The organism is Psychrobacter sp. W2-37-MNA-CIBAN-0211 (assembly GCF_040309405.1).
GTDB classification, from domain to species: Bacteria; Pseudomonadota; Gammaproteobacteria; order Pseudomonadales; family Moraxellaceae; genus Psychrobacter; species Psychrobacter glaciei.
Map to the genome: position 1 here is coordinate 1 of NZ_JBEOOU010000013.1, position 20,379 is coordinate 20,379.

Genomic DNA, 20,379 nt, shown 5'->3' on the forward strand with positions numbered 1-20,379 from the left:
CTCAGGAGTGTAGGTTTGTCTTTTCATTGTCGTATTCTCTCAGAATATTAAGTCTCCGACAATCCCGGGGCGGTTCAGCAGAATGGTTTCCAGAGGATAAAGAGAATAACTACAATAATGTGCCTCAGATGATCGTTGAAGCGACAACTCCCGTAGTTTGTAGTAATACACCTGATGGTAAGTTTGATGTCAGTCACTGTGCATTGAGCCAAGAAATACCATTACCTGAAAAGATAGTATTTCGATACGGAATATGGCTATCAGAAAATGAAGAGTATCATAAATTTCCGCCTATACCGAGAGAAGCATTTGTCGATGAACCTCTTCTAGAAGAAAACTATGAGTCTAAGGCCGTTTTTGAAAAAGCTAAAGCCGACTTTTATGAGAACTGATTTAACATACCAAAGTATAAAGCTGTAAATGAGGCCAAAATAGCTTCTAAAGAAGCTATCGATTGGCACACCTATACCTTCCATCCTCGCAAAGTCATGCAAAAATATGACAACTTGAGCCCTTACAACTATGCAAGAAGTTCATTTGTACATTACAACATTACCTTTAACCCTGATTTCACAGTAACTACAGATGAATACATAAGGTATTTATCCTCTCCAACAACTAAGTAGAGTAATGTAGTGAAGTTTAGAGATGCTTATCAAGCTGATGTGAATGAGCCACGCATGTTTGACATTAATAAGAAAACTGGAAAAGTCGATGTTAAAAAAATAACTAAACAGAATAAAGCATTTGGCAAATTTGCTGAAAATAATGCATTCTATATTTCAGGTAACGCTACGACAGATCCGTATACTGGAGAAAAAGGTGATTAAACGGATGGTGGGTTTGGACTATCCATAGTTAGACGAGTAAATACTATGATTGGTTACTTGGAACAATATTTAGCTAAAGTAGATAAACAATATAAGGGTAATAAGAAGCCGATAACAGTGTACTGAGATGTAGTTGGTTTTAGTCGCGGAGCTACATCTGCTCGCATGTTTGCAAGTAAGGTAGAAAGATTAATATCTGGTACAGACAATACATATACTGCTTATCGACAAAATGGAGTACAGGGAAAAGATTGAATTGACACTTCATGGAAGTATAACTATAGAGGTGATAAATTCTGCCAAACAGTGTTTGACGGTAGTTTATTTCTTTTTTATCTTCATTTTTAAAATGAGGACATGTCCTCATTTATTTTGCCCGATTAGACAAAATGACGCCAATTGTGCTTAGCGCTATGCCGCATATCATTGCAATTGATAAGGCTTCATGAAGTATCAACGCTGCGAGTAATGCGGTTAATCCGGGAGACAGGGAGCCAAGTAACAAAGAGCGAATAGAACCAAGTTTATTGACCGCATAAGAAAATCCAATGGTTGAGATAACACCAACGCCAACACCTTGTACTAAGATAAAAGGTAGGGCGTCGTCAAAAGAAATCACCCCTAGATTTGTCTTCAAAATACCAGATAGTACCATCACCAATGTCACAAAGAATGACATATAAGAAAGTACGATAGCAACAGCTATTGGACTCAATTTCGTATTTTTTAAGCCTAAGGTGTAACCCGCCCAAACCAGACTCGCTATCAGTAAAAAGGCTGCGCCATATAGAAGACTGTCAGGTATTGACCTTGCATTCCCGACAATCATAGTGGCTATGCCAAAGAGAATAAGAAGAAATGCCAAAAATTTACTCAGCGAGATTCGTTGGCGATAAAAAATAAAGGACAAGAGTGCGGCAAAGAATACTGGCGTCCCTGTCAAAATAGTGCCAACGTAAGCTGCGGGAGCAGTGCTCGCGCCAAAAGTGGCTAGCAAGAGAAAAGGAACACCGCCAAGCATAATAAACGTGATATCAGACCATCTAATATTTTTGATTTCCTTCAAACTGGACAATACCCATGGCGTCAATAGAAGTAGGGGCACGCTAAATCTAATTAACATGACATCAGCAATGCTTAACGACGACGCACCAACAGCTCGAACAGTTAATGCAAAGCCTGACCATATAAATAACACAATAATCATAGCCACATAGCCTTTCATTAGCGGCGACATTATGAATAAGGGTTTTTTACGTGGTGAGGACTGAAATACTGTATTCATATTGATTACTTATGCTTATATTTAAAAATCAATTATCAATCAAAAGCCACGCCTTTATCTCTGTTTATTGATTGCAATTTCACAGTTGTTTGATGGATAATGCTAAATAACTGTGAAATTTTAGCTGAAAGCACTAGAGAGGTAATTTATGGATAAAATTGATCGTCATATTCTGGAAGTGCTTCAAAAAGAAGGACGCTTATCAACGGCTGAATTAGCCGAGCGAATAGGGTTGTCACCCTCACCTTGTGCCAGGCGCTTGAAACGTTTAGAAGATGAGTTTTATATAGAGGGCTATCAGGCGAACGTAAACAAAGCTAAAGTTGGTATTACGATGAGCTTTTTTGTAGAAGTTAGTCTGAGCAACCATCAAGAAGAATCAATTATAGCCTTTGAAAAAGCGTTATCTGAGATGGATGAGGTGATTAATGGACATGTTGTTTCGGGCTCTTACGATTACTTATTAGAGGTGGTAAGCCCAGATCTCAACGGTTATGAAGAATTTACTCGTAAGCTACATAAGCTTACTAGCGTTAAAGACATACATACCCACTTATCAGTTAGACAAGTGATCCATAAAACGACGTTGCCTACTTTTATGTGATCTTTTTTGAGTGCAATCCAGTTCGCTAAACTACAATGTCAATTGAGCTATTCTGAAGAAATTGTAGAAAATAACATGGGAGGTTTTAATCAGACAGCTCGATTATAATGACCCATGCTGTCGATTTTATAGTCATTAAGTTCATATCTAACAATAGCAGTTTGATGCCTGTATAGTGCATCGAACATATACTGATAAATCATTGAACGAATATACCACTTTGAAAATGGGTTTAGAGATTGAATAGGGATCAGTCCTAAAAAGGCAGCAGCCTGAGACGCTTTAGTAAAGTTTTTATCGTGCATGAGGGACAGTATCTGTCTTAAGACAATAACACCGACGCCGTTACTCGTTTGTAGTAGATCTTGGTCTTGCTTATTCTTGGACACGCAATATGGCATGCCTACCGTGTCCTTGATCCGCAGGGCAAAGAGCGCGAAACCGATTGAGCAAGACCACTGCCGCCTCCCTTCTGTTATGGCGGCGGTCATTGTCTTAAACGCAGGTCCGCATGCCTAGGGTCAGGATTCTAAGCTTGTCTGGTTACGGATACCGATTGGTTGACAAACTCCATGGATCCGAACGAGGTTAAGAACGCGACGCTGGAAGCGTCAGATCCAACACCGATGCGTGCCATCGTGTCGGCATCTGCCATGCCGGTCGGATCAATGAGGTGCCAGCTTCCCCCGAGATAGACTTCGGCCACGGCATGGAAGTCCTGTGGCGTCACATCGGGCGCATAAACACTCGCGAACCTAGCGGGTATCGACGACGCACGCGCTAGTGTCACGAGAACATGCGCGAAGTCGCGGCAGACGCCCTGACGTTGAACAAAGCTGTCGAGCGCGGTGGTTTGTGCGTGGCTCGATCCGGGCACATAGCTAAACGCCGACTCGATCCAATCACGCATCGCGGCAATCCGTGCGCCGCCGGCGAGATCGCCAAACTCGGCGTCCACGAAGGCTTGGAACTCGTCTGACGGGCAATAGCGAGATGGCATCAAATGTTTGATCGTCTCTCCGGGCAAAAGGTGTAGTGGCGTTTGGGGCAGTGCCGATATGTCCAAGATAGGACGGTCAACGGCAATTTCTGCGATGTAAGTGCAGCTAAAATCCCCTTCGGCGCGGATCCAAATCCGCTCTCCTATGCCATCATCGGCGGCGACCCGTGAAAAATGCGCAACGTCTGATGTCCAAATCTCGGTCGAACGCACCCGCTGATCCACAAGATCGGCGGCTTCGATCTGAAGTAAAAGGTCCATTGGCGCGGAGAGTCGATAATGGAGTTTGACGTTAAGTTTCAGGATCATGTTCGAACTCCCTAAGGGTAGTGATCTGGCGGACTATATTAGAGACTGGTTTACTTAAGTCAATCAGCAATGCCTGACAGGGTTAAATTATCATAATACCGCTTTTCAAACTCAAAAGGTGAGACATGACCAATTGCACTATGCAGTCGAGCTTTATTAAACCTGAGAAGCGTTAAAAATAGATTAGTTATCGATTTAGCTTTGCAAGATGAGAGCTGTGCTCGAAGTACTACCCATTCAAGGGCTGCCAGTTCAACATCGTTCACCGCATGTTACTGTTCTTTTAGGTACTTAATCACCTCAGACTTATATAGCCCGTTGACGGTTTCAGCCAAGGCATTGTCGTATGAATCGCCTATTGTGCCACTTGAGAGTGTTTTAAATAATTTAGGGTAGAGGTCGAAAGTGCTACTTTGAAAGAAAGGCAAAATAGAGAGCAGGCGCAACTTAGGCACAATTTGGGCACACACGTTTTTTGATGACGTTTGCTGAAAGTGCCAAAAGAGGAGATTTGAATCGACGTATAGTTTCCTTTCCCGCTATAGCCCATATTTTTCAGACAAAAAAAGCCCCAATCGTGAGATCGGGGCTTTCTAAATTTGGTAGGCATAAGCAGACTCGAACTGCTGACATCCTCTACCATGTCAAGGTAGCGCTCTAACCAACTGACTTCAACAGACCCTAATGTAAATTAATATTTAACTCGTAATTAGGCACTGCCATTTGGCCGTGTTTTTGACTGCTACTCTGCCCATAATATCTTAGGCGATAATTGGTTTTTAGCCATTTATAACGGTCAACTATCTTATTTTAAGGCAAAAGTATTTTTTGCTAGTCGTATATTATGTCTAATTCATATTTATGTAACGCCGCTAAAAACCAAGTTAACCAGATTGGATGCTGAGCTTGAACAATTGCGAGATCCTGCTCAAGTTTTGCAAGAGAAGCATCTGATGGCACTGACAGAAGGGGAAGTTCAAAGTTAAATCTTAGATACCGTTAGAAACATACAGCGGTATCTTCTATATCTCTACCAAGTTGTTCTGTTTATCTTTCATAAATCATATAGCCTCACATGGTTCAATATGCGCTTCTATAACGCTACTTCTCATAGCGGCCAAGAATTCAATATATCAAGATTACAATCCACGCTCCAGTATGTACTTCCACTTCTCTGTGTCCATCTTCTTAACCTTTATCTTTTCTAGTCCTTTTATCAATAATTGAGAGCATCTATCTTATGAAGCCACATTAGATTCAAGATGTTGATATTTGGCATAAAAATACAATAAAAAAACTACACACTTATGTAAACAATTGTTAGTATTGGTTGCTGATTATCTCTGAAATACTACCACTCATGCGAAAAATAAATAGTTTCCTAAAGATAAAACCAACCACGAGTTCAGCAAACATACTCATGATGTCTATGTTATCCGCCTGCGATAAAACCCCTATCGAATACCTTCAAACCCTCACCGAAGACAAATATCCTGTGGCAAATATGTCAGATGAGCCATTAGAAACCCCACTTGAGATCAACATCGAACCTAAGCGTCTTGCGATGACCAGCTCATGGAGTGCAGGGGTCAAGGACGATGGCACGTTATGGACATGGGGTGCGGACAAACTAAGTTGAAACAATAAAGTTAGACAAGACTTCAGAGTAAGTCAATCGATAAAAGTAGAATATAATAACCATTTACATTATCCAATAGGAACATAACCATGTCACAACCTCAAGACCCAGCATTAATCGCACTACAACGTCAAATTCAAGAGAAACAAGTTTCTGATCCGTACATTGCAGCAAAGATAGCCGCTGGTGCTATCGTAGAACGTATTTTGTCTACCATGAGTGATGACAAAGGTGTCCATGTCGAGTCTGCCTTTGCAGCCCTTGGCTCGTTAGCGGGTTATGCGTGTCAACAAAGGGCCTTGAAGGAGATGAAGAATAATAAATCCACAGGTGGTGAGGATGCCATCATTACTATCAGTGATGAGCAAGGTAACAACTACTACTACGGTAATGGCATCAATCAACCCTTACTCGAGGATAAGCTGTCAGTTTGGTCATTGGTTGGTGGTGCAGTACAGTCGCATGGCGGTACACTTCCTGACGTCAATGCGATAGTTGAACATACAACGGCTAGCATTGGCACGCCTGAATTTGGTCAGCCGCGCTTGCCTGAAGGTCATCCTATCCGCTATACCCTTATGCAGTGTCTTGAACTATGGCAACCGCTTAAAACTGAAATACTCGACAACCTACCTGTACCTGCTGGAGACTGGGGTATGGCCTATGCGCTCGCCATTCAAAGTCTGATGGATCAAGCGAAAGAGGTACTATCACCCAGTATCGCTGGACTGATAGTTATGGAGTGTGCTATCCCGATGAGTAAGGTGAAGTTATAAAGTTAAAATGGCTAAAGAACATAGGGGATTTTTATTTTTTAGCTATCGATAAGAACATTGCATTCCTCAGTCTATGATCTTTATCAAGCGTAATTAGATCATGGTAACCATTTATACATTTATGAGATAAACAATGACTTTTATATTTAGAGAAATTACGGACGACGACTTAGATTTACTTTTCGCTTCACCAGAGGTTAAAGAAGCGCTATATGGTATGTTTTTTGACAGACAACATGCTGGATGCATGATTGATTGTAGTTGGAGAGTAGCTGTCATTGAAGCAACAGGCGAGATGATTTTCAATGTAGGTAATTATTCGTCTGTTAAAGGAGATACGCTACGTTACGCTTATCTGTTTAATAAGGGTATCTGCACTATGATTGAAACAGCAGAGGGTTATGAGTTATCCATATACTATTGTTCTTCTATATTGAGGGAAAGTCTGCCTCACATCAAAGAAGTAATGACGCAAGCGCTTATTTATGGTGGAGATATGCTAACGGGAGATAATCTCAGCGGGTTGCCTGAAAAAGTAAAACGTATCGCTATGAGTAGAACTTATACATTTATTGAAAGCAAACAGCTGAATTTTTCTTAATCCTACCCACTTTTATTTATATAGATAGCGATAATTCAAAAGGAACCTAGTGTGAATACTTATACTGACGTTAAATCTGCTTTAGAAGCTGCAAAACAAGCAAACTCATTTGACGAGTTGATGTTAGTGGTTGAGAGTACATCTGCCTCCGCTGGAGAGGCTGACGGTCGTACTCATTTACTCTATAGCGGATATCTAGATGGTAATCAGCCTACTCAACCAATAGTTAAAAATATTGCCAAGGGAAATAATGACCTTATATCAGTATTTCAAACACCTGCAGGAAAACTTGCCGACCATCCTGATTTTACTACTTTGTTTAAGAACTTGGCTTATACCAAATTCTACAATGAAATAGGTAAAGACCTAGGTTTTTCTTCCTTCAATACTGCCTTAACAGCATCACAAAAAAAAATATGGGCAAGTGAATATGGAAAAATGATCAATGATTCGAATAGTCCGTCGTTGTGGAATGTGGTTTCTAAAAAGTTTGTTGATGAGCTTCCCGATAATGCCAATGTCAGAATAATGGCAGGTACCAACACGATAATACAGAGAGCAGATGATTTTCAGACCACTATCCTTATCAATACTGAAATTCCAGCTTTGTTACAACGAGATGGTATTACTATTGACAATATTCCTGTTGAACAGATTAGGCAGTTTGAGAATCCAAGCAACGCTATAGTCGCTAATGCCATTCAACATACCGAACTGTCAAAGTTAAGTTTTCAAAACACGGGTACATGGTTAGAAATTAATACGCCAGAGAAACTCGTGGAACTGGCAAATAGTAATCCAGGACTATTCAATTCATTACAGGACACATTAAAAGACTTTCATAGTAAGTACGGAGCTTTTACAGATAATAAAATTGTCAAAAACTTACCTGTCGTTAGCTCAGCCCTTATTTTATTAGCATTGTCCTCTACTAATGCACAAGCTAAAGCACTAGAAGAGGCTGGAGATAGTGAGGGCGCAAAAGAAGTTTGGATTGAGTTTGCGGTAGGAGAGTTTGGTGCAGAAATATCTGGTGCTGTAGCAACAGCACTAGTTGGTTTAGCAGGTGCCTTTGTACTAGGCTTGTCCGCTCCTGTCGCAGCCGTCGCAGCTATATCAGTTGGTATCGTAGCGGGTATATACGGTGAAGACGCTGCTAAAGACTTATATCAGCTAACCAAGGATTTGGATGGAGATGGCAAGGCCGACATCTTTGATAAAATCGGTACGCTACTATTTGGTAAAAACATTGATCAAGCGCAGATTCCAGAACTGCTAAAAGCAAACACCTCTCTCATTGATGCAAATATAACCGATGATCAACTTGCCGCCCTTGCCAAGAGTGACCTCGCGTATCGCTATGCCCTCTTAAAACTAAACCCATTCGTCATCACTGATATTGACTATGCGCAATTTAATGAAAATGGTGAACTAGAACTCTATAGCGCAGCACACCCTGATGGTATGACAGACGAATATATCGAAAAGCGTGCCGAAATGCTTGAAGCCAAAATCCAAGAGCTAACCACAGGCACGAGCAATGGAGAACACAGCTATCGAGATATAACCACAGAGCAGGATATCTTAAGTAAATATACCGACTATGGCTCAGGTAACAATGGTATTGGCGCTTATCGTTCAGAAGTTATCTTCGCAGCGGATGATGGACAACCAGTCAAATCATTAGACTATGGAGATACCAATGACTTCTTATTCGGTGGCAAAGGCGATGACACTCTAGATAGTGGCGCAGGCAGTGACTACCTAGAAGGTAATAAGGGTAACGATACTCTAATCGGTGGTGATGGCGATGATACCTTACTCGGTGGTAGTGGTGATGACACCTTAACTGGCGGTGATGGTAATGACATCTTACTAGGTGGCAGTGATACTGACATTCTACTAGGCGGTAAGGGTCATGATTATTTGCATGGCGGTAGTGGTCTTGATAACCTAAAAGGTGGCGAGGGTAATGATGTCCTCATTGGCGGTACTGGTGTATTAATAGCCGATGGTGGCGAGGGTAATGACATTATCTTCTCAGGAGACGAAGATGATAATCAATTACTGGGTGGCAATCTATTAGGCGGCTCAGGCAACGATATTATCTATGCAGGCGGTGGTAAGGATGACGCTCGTGGCGGCGAGGGTAATGACACTATCTACGCAGGCGATGATCAAGATATTGACTTTTTGGAAGGTAATGAAGGTAATGACGTACTGTATGCCAGTGATAAAGGTATAGATATTTTAGATGGTGGTGCAGACAGTGACCTACTGATAAGTGGGGAAAATAACTCAGGAACTCTGCGAGGTGGTGCAGGTAGTGATCGTTTGATCGGTGGCGCAGGTAATGAAACTTATGCGTTTAAGAGCAGTGAGCTTGGTACTGATAGTATCAAAGACAACGATGGTACAGGAACCATTGAGATTGATGCAGCAGTCTTGACGCTAGGCGAGTTTGATGCAGAAAAACAATATTGGTTAAGTGGCGACGGTCAGTATGAGATTAGAAAGTTCGCTTCAGAAGATGGTACAAACGGTACAGTTACTATTAATAAGTTGGGCAACTATAAAAATACTATATATATTGAAGATTTTAAGCAAGGCCATTTTGGTCTAAATTTTAATGAATCTATTGAGCAACAGCAGTGGCAAGCTATTGAGTCACAAACCTCGCCTGAATTATATGGGAAAGGTGAGAACAAAATAATCTCTACAACAGGTTCGGTGCATGTAGATGCAAGCAATACCACAGGTAGAAACACTATCCACACAGGTGAAGGTCATGATGTCATAAAAGGGGGTAGCGGTCATGATTATATTTCAAGCTCTTTAGAGTTTAGTACCGAGCAGAGTAATGAGCTGTATTATGACGTAGGGTATAAAAAAACAGTAAATATTTATGGTGAGGAATTTAGTATCTTTTATGATGGCAGTGTTAAGAGCTATATGACAGCCGGATTGTCCGTAGATTCTAATCCTGATCCTGAAGGTGCAACTTGGTCATATGTACCTGAAGTTAGAAATGCTAATCCTGATAATGACTTAATAAAATCAGGAGATGGAGGTGATATTGTCTTTGGATCATCAGACGCCGATATTATTTATGGTGAGGGTGGTGATGACTTTCTCTTTGGAAAGGACGGGAATGATAAGATCTATGGAGGTTCAGGAAATGACGGTATTAGAGCAGGCAGAGGCAATGATTATATAGATGGTGGTGAAGGTGATGATTACATTAAAGCAGGTTATGGTAACGACGTTATATATGGTGGTTCCGGAGACGACAGGGTATATGGAGATAGTTTATTAGATCAATATGATAGAAATCCTTCATTTTACAATACTGAGGAAGAAGGTGCAGATTTGATTTATGGCGGTAAAGGTGACGATGAAATTGAAGGGAATGGCGGTGATGATATCATCCACGGAGGCGATGATAACGATACAATCTTAGGGGGTACAGGTAATGACTATCTACATGGAGACGATGGAACAGACACAATATCTGGCGGTTTAGGTGACGATTATATCTGGGGAGGTAGTAACGAAGGTGAAGAACCTGAAAAGCTCTCTGGCAACGAGGGAAATGATCGAATATTTGGTGGTGATGGTCATAATGCTATATTTGGTGGTGTCGGTGATGATGTTCTTGAAGGCGGAAAAGATGTAGATGCAATTGATGGTGGTATAGGCGATGATATCCTCATGGGTAAAGCCGGTATGGATATTTTAGAGGGTAATTCAGGTAACGACATTCTTATAGGTGGAGCTGACAATGACACGCTAAAGGGTGGATTTGGAGAAGATGTCTATATATTCGATATGAATGACGGTGATGACACGATTATAGAGATACTTCTCAATCTAAAATCGGAAAATACTTTTAATCTTAATCTTGTTCAATTTAACTTCGAATCATCGAAGATTCGAAATGTTGAAAACATCGAGGATAGAGATCTTAAGATTACCTACTCAGAAAGTGAAAACTCTCAAAAAAATAGCGTCACAATCAAAGATTACTATGTTGCTAACAACACTTCAAACCATATGGTAGAAGCTACTGAGGAGGCAGTATACGTCTCAGAAATAGACCCATATACTAACAATACAGAAATTTCTCAGTTCAAATTCAACGATGGTATATCTTGGAATGTAGACGATATTTTCGAGATGGCACCACTAACAGCAGATTCGCTACAAGCTACTTCATCATTAGAAGAAGGTATGGCTTATTTTATAGATGCTTTAGTGGATCGCGCAGACATTCCTTTAAAAGGTAAGACAAGTATTACTTATGGATTCTTAGATAACCTAGACGATAAATTGAATGGCTACCAAGCCTTTACTGAAGAACAAAAAGATGCGGTAAGGGAGGCACTTTCAAAATATGCTGAGGTTCTTGGTCTTACTATCGAAGAAGATAATACTACCGAAGCACCAGACTTAAAGCTATATTTGGATGACTTGTCCACAGCGGGTAGCAGCACATTTTCTGGTTATGGAGATTCAGCTACAGGGGAGGTACATCTCAACTCCAAAATGTATGGAGGAGAGGGCCTATTACAATCAGGAGAGTATGGATTTGAAGTACTACTTCATGAGTTAGGACATGTATTTGGACTAAAACATCCTTTTGAAATGCCATATTTGCCAAGCGATGAGAATAATCAAAATAACTCTATTATGACTTACTCTTCAAATGGCGAGAACGATACTGATTTAAAACTATTTGATATAGCGGCACTGCAATATCTTCATGGTGTAAATATAGATAATGCTATAGGGAACGACATATATGGCTTTGAAAACAAATATATATGGGATGGTGCTGGCGTTGACACATTTGATGCATCAGTCCAAACCGAAAGTACATATATAGATATTAACCAAGGTGGCTGGTCATATATTGCTGAGAAAAATGACAGTATCCTTGCGCCTAGCCAAAGCTTCATTGGATATAATACTCACATTGAGAACGCTATTGGCGGTAGTGGCGATGATACATTAGTGAGTAATGAACTCGATAACATATTATCTGGTGGCCAAGGACAAGATACTTATGTGTTTAATCAAGGTGATGGACTTAATACAATAATTGACTCAGATAAAAATAGTAAAATAGTGCTTGAAGAGATCAATACTAATCATTTATATAATTACAAAGGGCATATTTATTATAGTGCGTTAGGTGATGGTCTAATTGTCAATGTAGACAATATTGAGACGTGGGAGATAGATGGTGAAAACTATACTTCTAATGACGTTAAAGCCTTAGCCAAGAATATGCTTGAAGTATCTGGTGAAGCTGAACTGACTTCAGATGCAGATAATGCCATATTGATTGACACATTGAGCTCCTCCATAAAAGGCAATGATAAAGATAATATCCTCATTGGTAATGAAAGTGATAATACCCTAAATGGTGAGCAAGGTGCTGATCAGATGGCGGGCCAAAAGGGAGATGATATCTATTATGTTGATAACGAAAAAGATGAAGTTCTAGAGCAAGCTGATGCAGGTATAGATACTGTTTATTCAACTATTAACTACACTTTGATCGATGGCAATAATGTAGAAAACGTTACACTTCTGGCTGATGCGAAAAATGCCATCGGTGATGATAGTGATAACGTTATTACTGGTAACGATAACAACAATATGTTAGTTGGTAATGGTGGTAAAGATACTATTAGCGGTGGTGAAGGCAATGATCAAATAATTGGTGATACAGAAGAAATCAAAGGTCAATATCACGGCAATGATACTTTGTATGGTGGGGCAGGTGACGATAGTATTTGGGGTAACGGTGGTAACGATATCATTGAAGGTGGAGAAGGTGATGACTATATTGAGGGCGATTCGCAGTCAATAGGTGGATCGTTCCATGGTGATGACACTATCAATGCTGGTAGCGGTGATGATACTGTTTACGGTGGCGGAGGTAACGACACTATTAATGGAGGAGATGGAGCAGATAACCTTTATGGTGATGATGCAGATTACAATAATCCGATAGGTCTTGAGTCTGGTAATGACATTATCAAAGGTGGAAAAGGTTCTGATCTCATCTATGGCGGATCGGGTGATGATAAGCTCTATGGTGATGAAGGTGATGACTTTTTAATGGCAGGACAAGGTGAGGATTATCTTTATGGTGGCGAAGGTGAAGATGCTTATTTCTTTGAACTTGCCACACTTCAAGATGGTAAAACCAATTATATTGTTGATACAGATAGGAAAGGTCAAATCCTATTAGGAGATGACAACCTACTAGACAATGATTGGCAAATATTATCTATAAGTAATAACGAGGATAAGTCGGATGTTGTAGTCAAGTGGCAGGACGGGCTTGGCAATTATATGGAATACAACGCAAATAATATCATTATCACTAGTGACAATTTCACTTCAAAGATAGTTGCTGAAGGCTATAGTGTAGAAAGAAAGGCTGGTGGTCAGTTTGTTGTAGACTCTAATGAGAAATCGGATGAGCCATTTTCTCATATGGTGACCGATCAAACGATGTTTAATCTCAGTGGCAACTCACTATTACTAAACTCTCTTCTTCCAAACTTACAAAAAGATCAAGATGGCAATTTTGAATCAGAATATCAAATAGAATATTATGATCCTCTGGTATTAGATCTTAACAAAGATGGAGTTATTAACACAGTTGCTGAAAACAATAAGCAAGGTGTCATGTTTGATAACGACGGTGACGGCATCAAAACTGCTACAGGTTGGTTATCGAGTGAGGATGGATTTTTAGTTAGAGATATTAATAAAGATGGTGTCATTAACAATGGTAAGGAGATGTTCGGGGATCAAACTGAACTAAATAGTGGATTGATTGCCAAACATGGTTTTGAAGCATTGGCGGATTTAGATACCAATGCTGATGGTGTGATCAATAAAGACGATACCAGTTTTAGTGAGTTAAGAGTTTGGCAAGATACTAATATTGATGGTGTCACTTCTCAAGATGAACTTAAAACTCTTGAACAGATAGGTATATCCGAATTAAATCTAAGCTTCGATTCAAGCAACGAGGTAGAGACAAGCGGCGGCACTGTAAAAGAACAAGGAAGTTATGTAGATAATGACGGCAACACATTATTGATGGCGGACATTAACTTTGACCAAGATTTGATTCATAGTGACTTTATATCGACACCTGATGAAAAAACTGACGGTCTGAATCTTTCTGGATTTGGCCGTTTAGATGACCTAGCAGACGCTGCCAAGGGTACTGATGAATTATCGATATTAGCTAAATATTTAGATGAAAACAAAGATATTGAAAATATTTTCGACCAGTCTGATAAATTATTAGAGTTATGGGCGGGCACAGACAGTAAGAATAATGATAGTGAAGTGGCTATCGTTAATAACAATAATATTAAATGGACTGAAAACGAAAATGCTGAACATGTGATTCAAATAAGACCAAATCAAGATCTACCAGAATATGTTAGTGAAACGAATACGGTTACTAACTATAGTTATTTGAACCAAAATGATAAGCAAATGGTCAAACTCATTGATGCGATTACTGGCATTAATCCAACCGATTATATTAACCAAGCTACTTCTGATCAGACATCTGAATTTCTTAATGTCTATCAAGATATTAAGACTGCTGTAGAGTCTGATATTATCAACCAGACGATACTTAAGCCTTACTTTGACAGTATTGAAGTGTACCAATTTAATCAATTAAATTTTACTAACTTTTTTAAGTTAGAAGCGCTATTAGATACAAATTATCTAACAGATGCCGGTAAAACCAGTATTCACTTACTTAACCTGTTAGGTATTAACACTGACGAATTCTCGGAATACAATTTTGGTGAAGGTTATCTAACTCTAGCAAATTGGTATACCACTAATAATGTCGTTATAGATCAATACATCGTAGAACATGGAGACATTGTAAACTCTATATTTATCGATGATTCAGTAACAGAGTTTGAGGTATCTAGCGGTGAAAACACTATTTATTTATCAGGAGTAAATGATAAAAAAGTTACTGGTTCTGATGCTGACGAGGTATTTGTCAGCGGCTTAGGTAATGACACTCTTATCGGTCAAGGTGGAGATAATACTTACATCTTTAGTTTAGATACTGGATCGGATATTGTCGATTTTGATTATGGCTCAACTGGTACGGATAAATTAATCTTTGAAAGCATTCCATTAAGCATGGTCTCATTTAAGTCTCAGGGTAAAAACCTAATTATTGGATATGAAGAGCAAGAGTTTACAATCACTAACGGGTTATTCTTAGATACTGATCGTACTTTAGAGTTTGTGTTTGACGATGAGATCGTAAGCTTTGAAACAATCATAAGTCAGCCTATTGAAAATATCGAAAATTCTGATTCTGACTATTTTAGTGGTTGGGAGGGTGATGACTACTTAACTGGTAATAGTAGAGATAACCAGCTTCACACATTTGAGTCAAACGACATACTTGACGGCAAAGCTGGTAACGATAAATTATTTGGACACACTGGTTATGACACTTACATCTTTGATTCTAATTCTGGAAATGATGAAATAATTGAAGATTGGTCACAGAAAGATGGGTCATACTTACAATTTAACTTTGAAAAATCATTACTCAAAGAAACTTATTATCAAGATGGTGATCTTTACCTTTTATATGGAGTAGATAACCAACTGATACTTCGAGAAGTAGATAATAAGGATTTAGCCAATATTGATATCAGCTTTATTGATAGCCCAAAAATCAGTATTGATAGTATCTTAAGAGATGCCTATATCATAGGTTCTGACAAAGATGATCAAGTTAATGATATTTATGTCACATCGAACCATCATATCTATGGTCTAGAAGGAAATGATGAGTTGCAGGGTAGCTGGACCGAATCAAACCATATTGATGGCGAAACAGGTGACGATATCATCAATGGAGGTAATGCTAACGATATCATTATCGCGGGTGAAGGTGATGATACTATGTTTGGTCACCAAGGTGATGATGAGCTCCAAGGTGGTCAAGGACAAGATTGGCTGGAGGGTGGCGAAGGTGCTGATACCTTGATTGGTGGCGAAGGTGATGATAACTATTTTGCTGACAATCAGGACACTATCGTTGAGAACGAGGATGAAGGGTATGATCGTATATTTATCGATGACTCCTTTAACTTGTCTGGTACTAATATTGAAGAGTTACATTTAAGAGGCACGAGTGATCTCAATGGTATAGGTAGTGAATTCAATAATGAAATTTACGGTAATTCAGGAAGCAACTACCTAGATGGCAAACAGGGAGCCGACCTTTTATCAGGAGGCGCAGGACATGACTATTACGTCGTTGATCAATATGAGACGCTTGTGACTAACGATAATGGTTCTATTACCTTAATAGAGGGTGACAAAGTTGCTGAGGGCGAATTGAATGAATTTAACTATATTATAGGCGATAGCGGTGGTATTGATACTGTAGAGCAGTGGGTAGATCATCACTATTATCAGATGAATGAGCAGAACATATGGCAAGATACTGGTAAATACCATATATTACAACGGAATGTTGAAAACCTTATCTTAAAAGGTGACGCTAAAACAGCGTTTGGTAACGAGCTAGACAATACGATTACTTTGAATTCTCAAGATAACTTTGTGAGCGGTCAGACGGGTAATGATACTATCATTTATAAAAAAGGTGGTGGCAAAGATACAGTCAGTGCTACTAATGATATATCGTCTCAAGACACCCTTGTAATAGAAGGTTACGATCTCAATGATGCTATATTTACCCGTGTTGAAAACACTTTAAGTGTACATGATATGCTGGTTGTTCGTCTTAAAGGTAATGGAGATAGTATTACTTTCTTCGATTATTTTACCCCTCAAGCATCAGCTGATGAGTTTCAGTTTTCAACAGACCAAAACTTTCTTCTAAATAATTTAGATGACCCCAGTGATATTGTAATCGACAACAAAATCGACCGCATCATCTTTGACAACAACGGCGCAGAAGTCATCCTTACCCAACAGGACATTGAAGCCGCCATCATCGATAGAGCAGATAATCACGCACCAACTGTCAATAAACACCCACAAGCCATCACCATCAATGATGACGACAGTCTAAACGTCCAATTTGATGCAGACACCATCGTCGATCAAGATGCGTGGGATAGCGCGCTGAACTACCGCATCACCTTAGCAGAAAAAGATGCGAGCGGCAGTTATCCAGAGATTCCTGATTGGTTGCATTTTGATGCAGACACATTAACCTTAACGGGTGAACCTTCTGTAGACAGCATCGGCAACTACTCGTTTATCTTGTGGGCAGGTGACCTCTTTGGCACCAGCGCAGGCGCTTATGTCAGTCTCACTGTCAATTCAAGTCAGCCCGTTGACACGCCTGTCGATACCACCCCTACCAATACCGTAGAAGGCACAGACAGTAGCGAACAGCTTTCAGGAACGACTGGTAATGATATTATCAACGGCTATTTAGGTGATGACCAGCTGTTTGGGTTTACTGGTAATGATACCTTGAATGGTGGTGCAGGTGACGACTACCTAGCAGGCGGTAACGGCTCAGGTAGCAACTCAGGTAATGATATTCTCAACGGCGGCACAGGCAATGACACCTTATCTGGTGAAGACGGTAACGACACCTTATCTGGCGGCGCAGGTAATGACAGCTACATCTACAAAGCCAATCAAGGGATGGATATCATTGACAACGCTGGTGGTGGTAATGACGGCATCTTCTTTCAAGGTATAGATAAGAGCCAACTCAGCTACCATCAAGAAGGAGATGATCTCATTATCCTAGTCGATGGGGACTTGAATCAGCAAGTTAAAGTTGAAGGACATTTTAGTAGTAATGATAAAGCCATCGATTATATTGTTCCAAGCAGTAATATGGTTATCTCTGCTCAGAGTATCGCTAGTCAATTGACAGCATTACCTGAATCTGGCAGTGGTGATACAGATAATGGTGGCAATGACGACACCACCACACCAACCGATCCTGAAGTACCTACTGATAATACAGATCTATCGGGTGATAATACTATCGTAGACACGGCAGGTAACGACCAGTTGAAAGGTGGCAGAGGTAACGATACGTATATCTACACAGCTGGCATAGATACTATTATTGATACGCATGGTGTAGACGAAATTATCTTTAGTAACGGTATCACTTATAATCAGATTGGATCAGGGTTGATGAGTTCTGGTAATGATCTCATTTTACGAGTGAATGGCAATGCCAATAATCAAGTCACGATCAAAGACTACTTTAGTAATGGCGATAGCATCATTGAAACTATTAGCTTTGAGACTGGCGGTAGTATTTCACACGAGCAAATCTTTGGGCTATTTGGTAAAGCAATACCGGAAGCCACACCTGTCGATAATACAACCCCTAATGCACCTAATAATGATGCAGGTGCTGATATTATCGGTACAGATGGTGATGACCAACTTCAAGGTACGGAAGTCGATAACAGACTTCAGGGACTACTAGACGACGATCAGTTGGATGGTGGACTAGGTAATGACATTCTCATTGGTGGACTGGGTAATGATCTATTAAAAGGTGGTGAAGGCGACGATCTCTATTACTTCGAAGCAGGATTTGGACAAGATACCATAGACAACACGGGCGGCGGCATTGACAACATCTATTTTGATGGAGTTGGTTTTAACGATATAGCCAGTGGACTCATGCGCAGCAATGACGATCTGATTCTCAAAGTGAGTGGCGCTACTGACCAATTAACAATCGCTGACTTCTTTGAAGGAGGAGAGTCAGCAGTTGGTAATATCAGCTTTGCATCAGGCGGTAGTATCAGCGCGGATCAGATATTTGGTGCTTATGGCATTAGTAATCCAAACCCTACTAACGTTTCTAGCTCCCAGCATCAAAGTACACTGGGCTCTATGTTAGATATGATGCAGCAGTTTGATGAGAATAGTATGAATAATGGGTATGGTGACGTTATCTAAGTCGATTGATTTACCTTCTTACTCTTCACTCTAAAATAATTTAGAGCCTTATGAAAAGCCAAATACTGCAAGTATCTGGCTTTTTATTTTGCTAATCGCTCCTCATGTAGTACAGCTCGATATAGCCGATGATATCATTGATCGCTGTAAACCTTGTTTTATAGTTCTGGTGATACACAAGCTCATTCTTCAATGTACCCAGAAGCTTTCTATCGGAGCGTTATCAAAGCAGTTGCCCTTACCACTCAAGGAGCCTGTAAATTGATGCTGTTTGATAATCTTGTGGTAGGCATGACTGCAATACTGGCTGCCCCTGTCAGAGTGGATTATTAGCCCTTGGTCTGGTCTCTTGTTCTTGATTGCCATATTCAATGCACGGCAAAATAAATCAGCGGTCATGCGCTTACTTATAGCGTAGCCGACGAGCTCTTTGGTATATAAGTCTTTAACACCAGCCAAGTACAGCCAGCCCTCATTCGTCCAGATATAAGTTATGTCACTGACCCAAGATTCATTAGGTTGACTGGCGTCAAACTTTTGATCCAGCACGTTTGGATAAACTAGCTTGTTATGATTTGAGTCAGTGGTGATGTTAAATATCTGCTGATTGTCTTTAATAAAGGCGTAACTTACTAGCTGTCACCTACGTCTTGCGTCACTAAAACAGTCTACTAGACTGTTTCTTAACGTTCCTCTTCAGCAACTTTAAGTTGTTGCTTGAGCTGCTTTATTTCTTGAAGAGCCGTCATAAGTTCGGGATCATATTGTTCTATGCCGACAAGCTTGCCTTGGTTGGCTTTACTGTGCCAGTAGAGAAGGTCTGCATGGCTATGCCAAGCTGTTTTGCAGTCGCTGAAATATTGCCGTTGTTGTCTGCTGTCCTTTTAACAGCTTCAGCTTTAAATTCGTCACTGTAGGTTCTTAATTTCTTGGTCATGGTGAACTCCGATTAATACGCTTAGTTTACCAAGTTTAGGTGTACGGTTTTTTCAGCATAGCTCATTCACGGTAAAGGTCAAAAAGAGGATTTTAATTTTAATGATTTTTAAGGGTTGATCACGTTTTGGTCACCGTCGCTTTTTCAATTGATTTGAAGCTGATTAAATAACCATAACTATGAGTTGATATAAGCAAGGATTTCCCCCTACAGCCTATATTTTTCAGACAAAAAAAGCCCCAATCGTTAGACTGGGGCTTTCTAAATATTTGGTAGGCATAAGCAGACTCGAACTGCTGACCTCTACCATGTCAAGGTAGCGCTCTAACCAACTGAGCTATACGCCTATTTAGGTTGAGCATTTTAGCAAGTTTCTCAGACTTTGCAAGTCT

The 20,379-nt window shown here is 40.1% G+C and carries 10 protein-coding genes, 2 tRNA genes and 2 pseudogenes; 7 read left to right on the forward strand and 7 right to left on the reverse strand.

The genetic code is table 11. The features are described 5' to 3' along the window. Window positions 1-392, forward strand: a 392-nt coding sequence (locus AAEY72_RS11255; RefSeq protein ID WP_352310587.1) for a hypothetical protein, incomplete at its 5' end; no start/stop codon positions are given. Between the two features lie 288 nt (window positions 393-680). Next, the gene (locus tag AAEY72_RS11260; protein ID WP_210541453.1) at window positions 681-830 is read left to right on the forward strand and encodes a hypothetical protein; all 150 of its coding nucleotides are present in this window, start codon (window positions 681-683) and stop codon (window positions 828-830) included. Between the two features lie 367 nt (window positions 831-1,197). Here the strand turns inward: AAEY72_RS11260 and AAEY72_RS11265 are convergent, their stop codons facing one another. Next, the gene (locus AAEY72_RS11265; RefSeq protein WP_352310588.1) at window positions 1,198-2,115 is read right to left on the reverse strand and encodes a DMT family transporter; all 918 of its coding nucleotides are present in this window, start codon (window positions 2,113-2,115) and stop codon (window positions 1,198-1,200) included. Between the two features lie 148 nt (window positions 2,116-2,263). Here AAEY72_RS11265 and AAEY72_RS11270 point away from each other — a divergent pair, with 148 nt between their 5' ends. After that, entirely contained in the window at window positions 2,264-2,719 is a 456-nt protein-coding gene (locus tag AAEY72_RS11270; RefSeq protein WP_189584166.1) for an Lrp/AsnC family transcriptional regulator, read from the forward strand. Window positions 2,720-2,808: 89 nt separating this feature from the next. Here the strand turns inward: AAEY72_RS11270 and AAEY72_RS11275 are convergent, their stop codons facing one another. The 4 genes and pseudogenes from AAEY72_RS11275 to AAEY72_RS11290 all read right to left on the reverse strand — a co-directional run bounded on the left by AAEY72_RS11275 (window position 2,809) and on the right by AAEY72_RS11290 (window position 4,710). Further along, window positions 2,809-3,210: a transposase gene (locus AAEY72_RS11275; RefSeq protein WP_352310589.1), complete on the reverse strand. Its 402-nt coding sequence runs from the start codon at window positions 3,208-3,210 to the stop codon at window positions 2,809-2,811. 38 nt (window positions 3,211-3,248) lie between these two features. Continuing rightward, window positions 3,249-4,028: a transglutaminase-like domain-containing protein gene (locus AAEY72_RS11280; RefSeq protein WP_194620231.1), complete on the reverse strand. Its 780-nt coding sequence runs from the start codon at window positions 4,026-4,028 to the stop codon at window positions 3,249-3,251. A 59-nt stretch (window positions 4,029-4,087) separates the two neighbouring features. Next, window positions 4,088-4,399: pseudogene (locus AAEY72_RS11285) on the reverse strand (hypothetical protein); the annotation flags it as partial. A 229-nt stretch (window positions 4,400-4,628) separates the two neighbouring features. Further along, window positions 4,629-4,710, reverse strand: a tRNA-Val gene (locus AAEY72_RS11290). 741 nt (window positions 4,711-5,451) lie between these two features. Here AAEY72_RS11290 and AAEY72_RS11295 point away from each other — a divergent pair. The 4 genes from AAEY72_RS11295 to AAEY72_RS11310 all read left to right on the forward strand — a co-directional run bounded on the left by AAEY72_RS11295 (window position 5,452) and on the right by AAEY72_RS11310 (window position 19,050). Further along, window positions 5,452-5,667: a hypothetical protein gene (locus AAEY72_RS11295; RefSeq protein WP_352310590.1), complete on the forward strand. Its 216-nt coding sequence runs from the start codon at window positions 5,452-5,454 to the stop codon at window positions 5,665-5,667. Window positions 5,668-5,756: 89 nt separating this feature from the next. After that, complete coding sequence (locus AAEY72_RS11300) at window positions 5,757-6,443, forward strand: hypothetical protein (protein WP_352310591.1); 687 nt, start codon at window positions 5,757-5,759, stop codon at window positions 6,441-6,443. 133 nt (window positions 6,444-6,576) lie between these two features. Further along, window positions 6,577-7,044, forward strand: coding sequence for a hypothetical protein (locus AAEY72_RS11305; protein WP_352310592.1), 468 nt, complete (start codon window positions 6,577-6,579; stop codon window positions 7,042-7,044). A 51-nt stretch (window positions 7,045-7,095) separates the two neighbouring features. Then, the gene (locus tag AAEY72_RS11310) at window positions 7,096-19,050 is read left to right on the forward strand and encodes an SPM autocatalytic domain-containing protein (RefSeq protein ID WP_352310593.1); all 11,955 of its coding nucleotides are present in this window, start codon (window positions 7,096-7,098) and stop codon (window positions 19,048-19,050) included. 106 nt (window positions 19,051-19,156) lie between these two features. Here AAEY72_RS11310 and AAEY72_RS11315 read toward each other — a convergent pair. Together AAEY72_RS11315 and AAEY72_RS11320 are read right to left on the reverse strand one after the other, a co-directional pair. Further along, window positions 19,157-19,987, reverse strand: a pseudogene (locus AAEY72_RS11315) (IS3 family transposase); the annotation flags it as partial. 270 nt (window positions 19,988-20,257) lie between these two features. Beyond that, window positions 20,258-20,334 (reverse strand) — tRNA-Val (locus tag AAEY72_RS11320). Window positions 20,335-20,379: the final 45 nt, after the last annotated feature.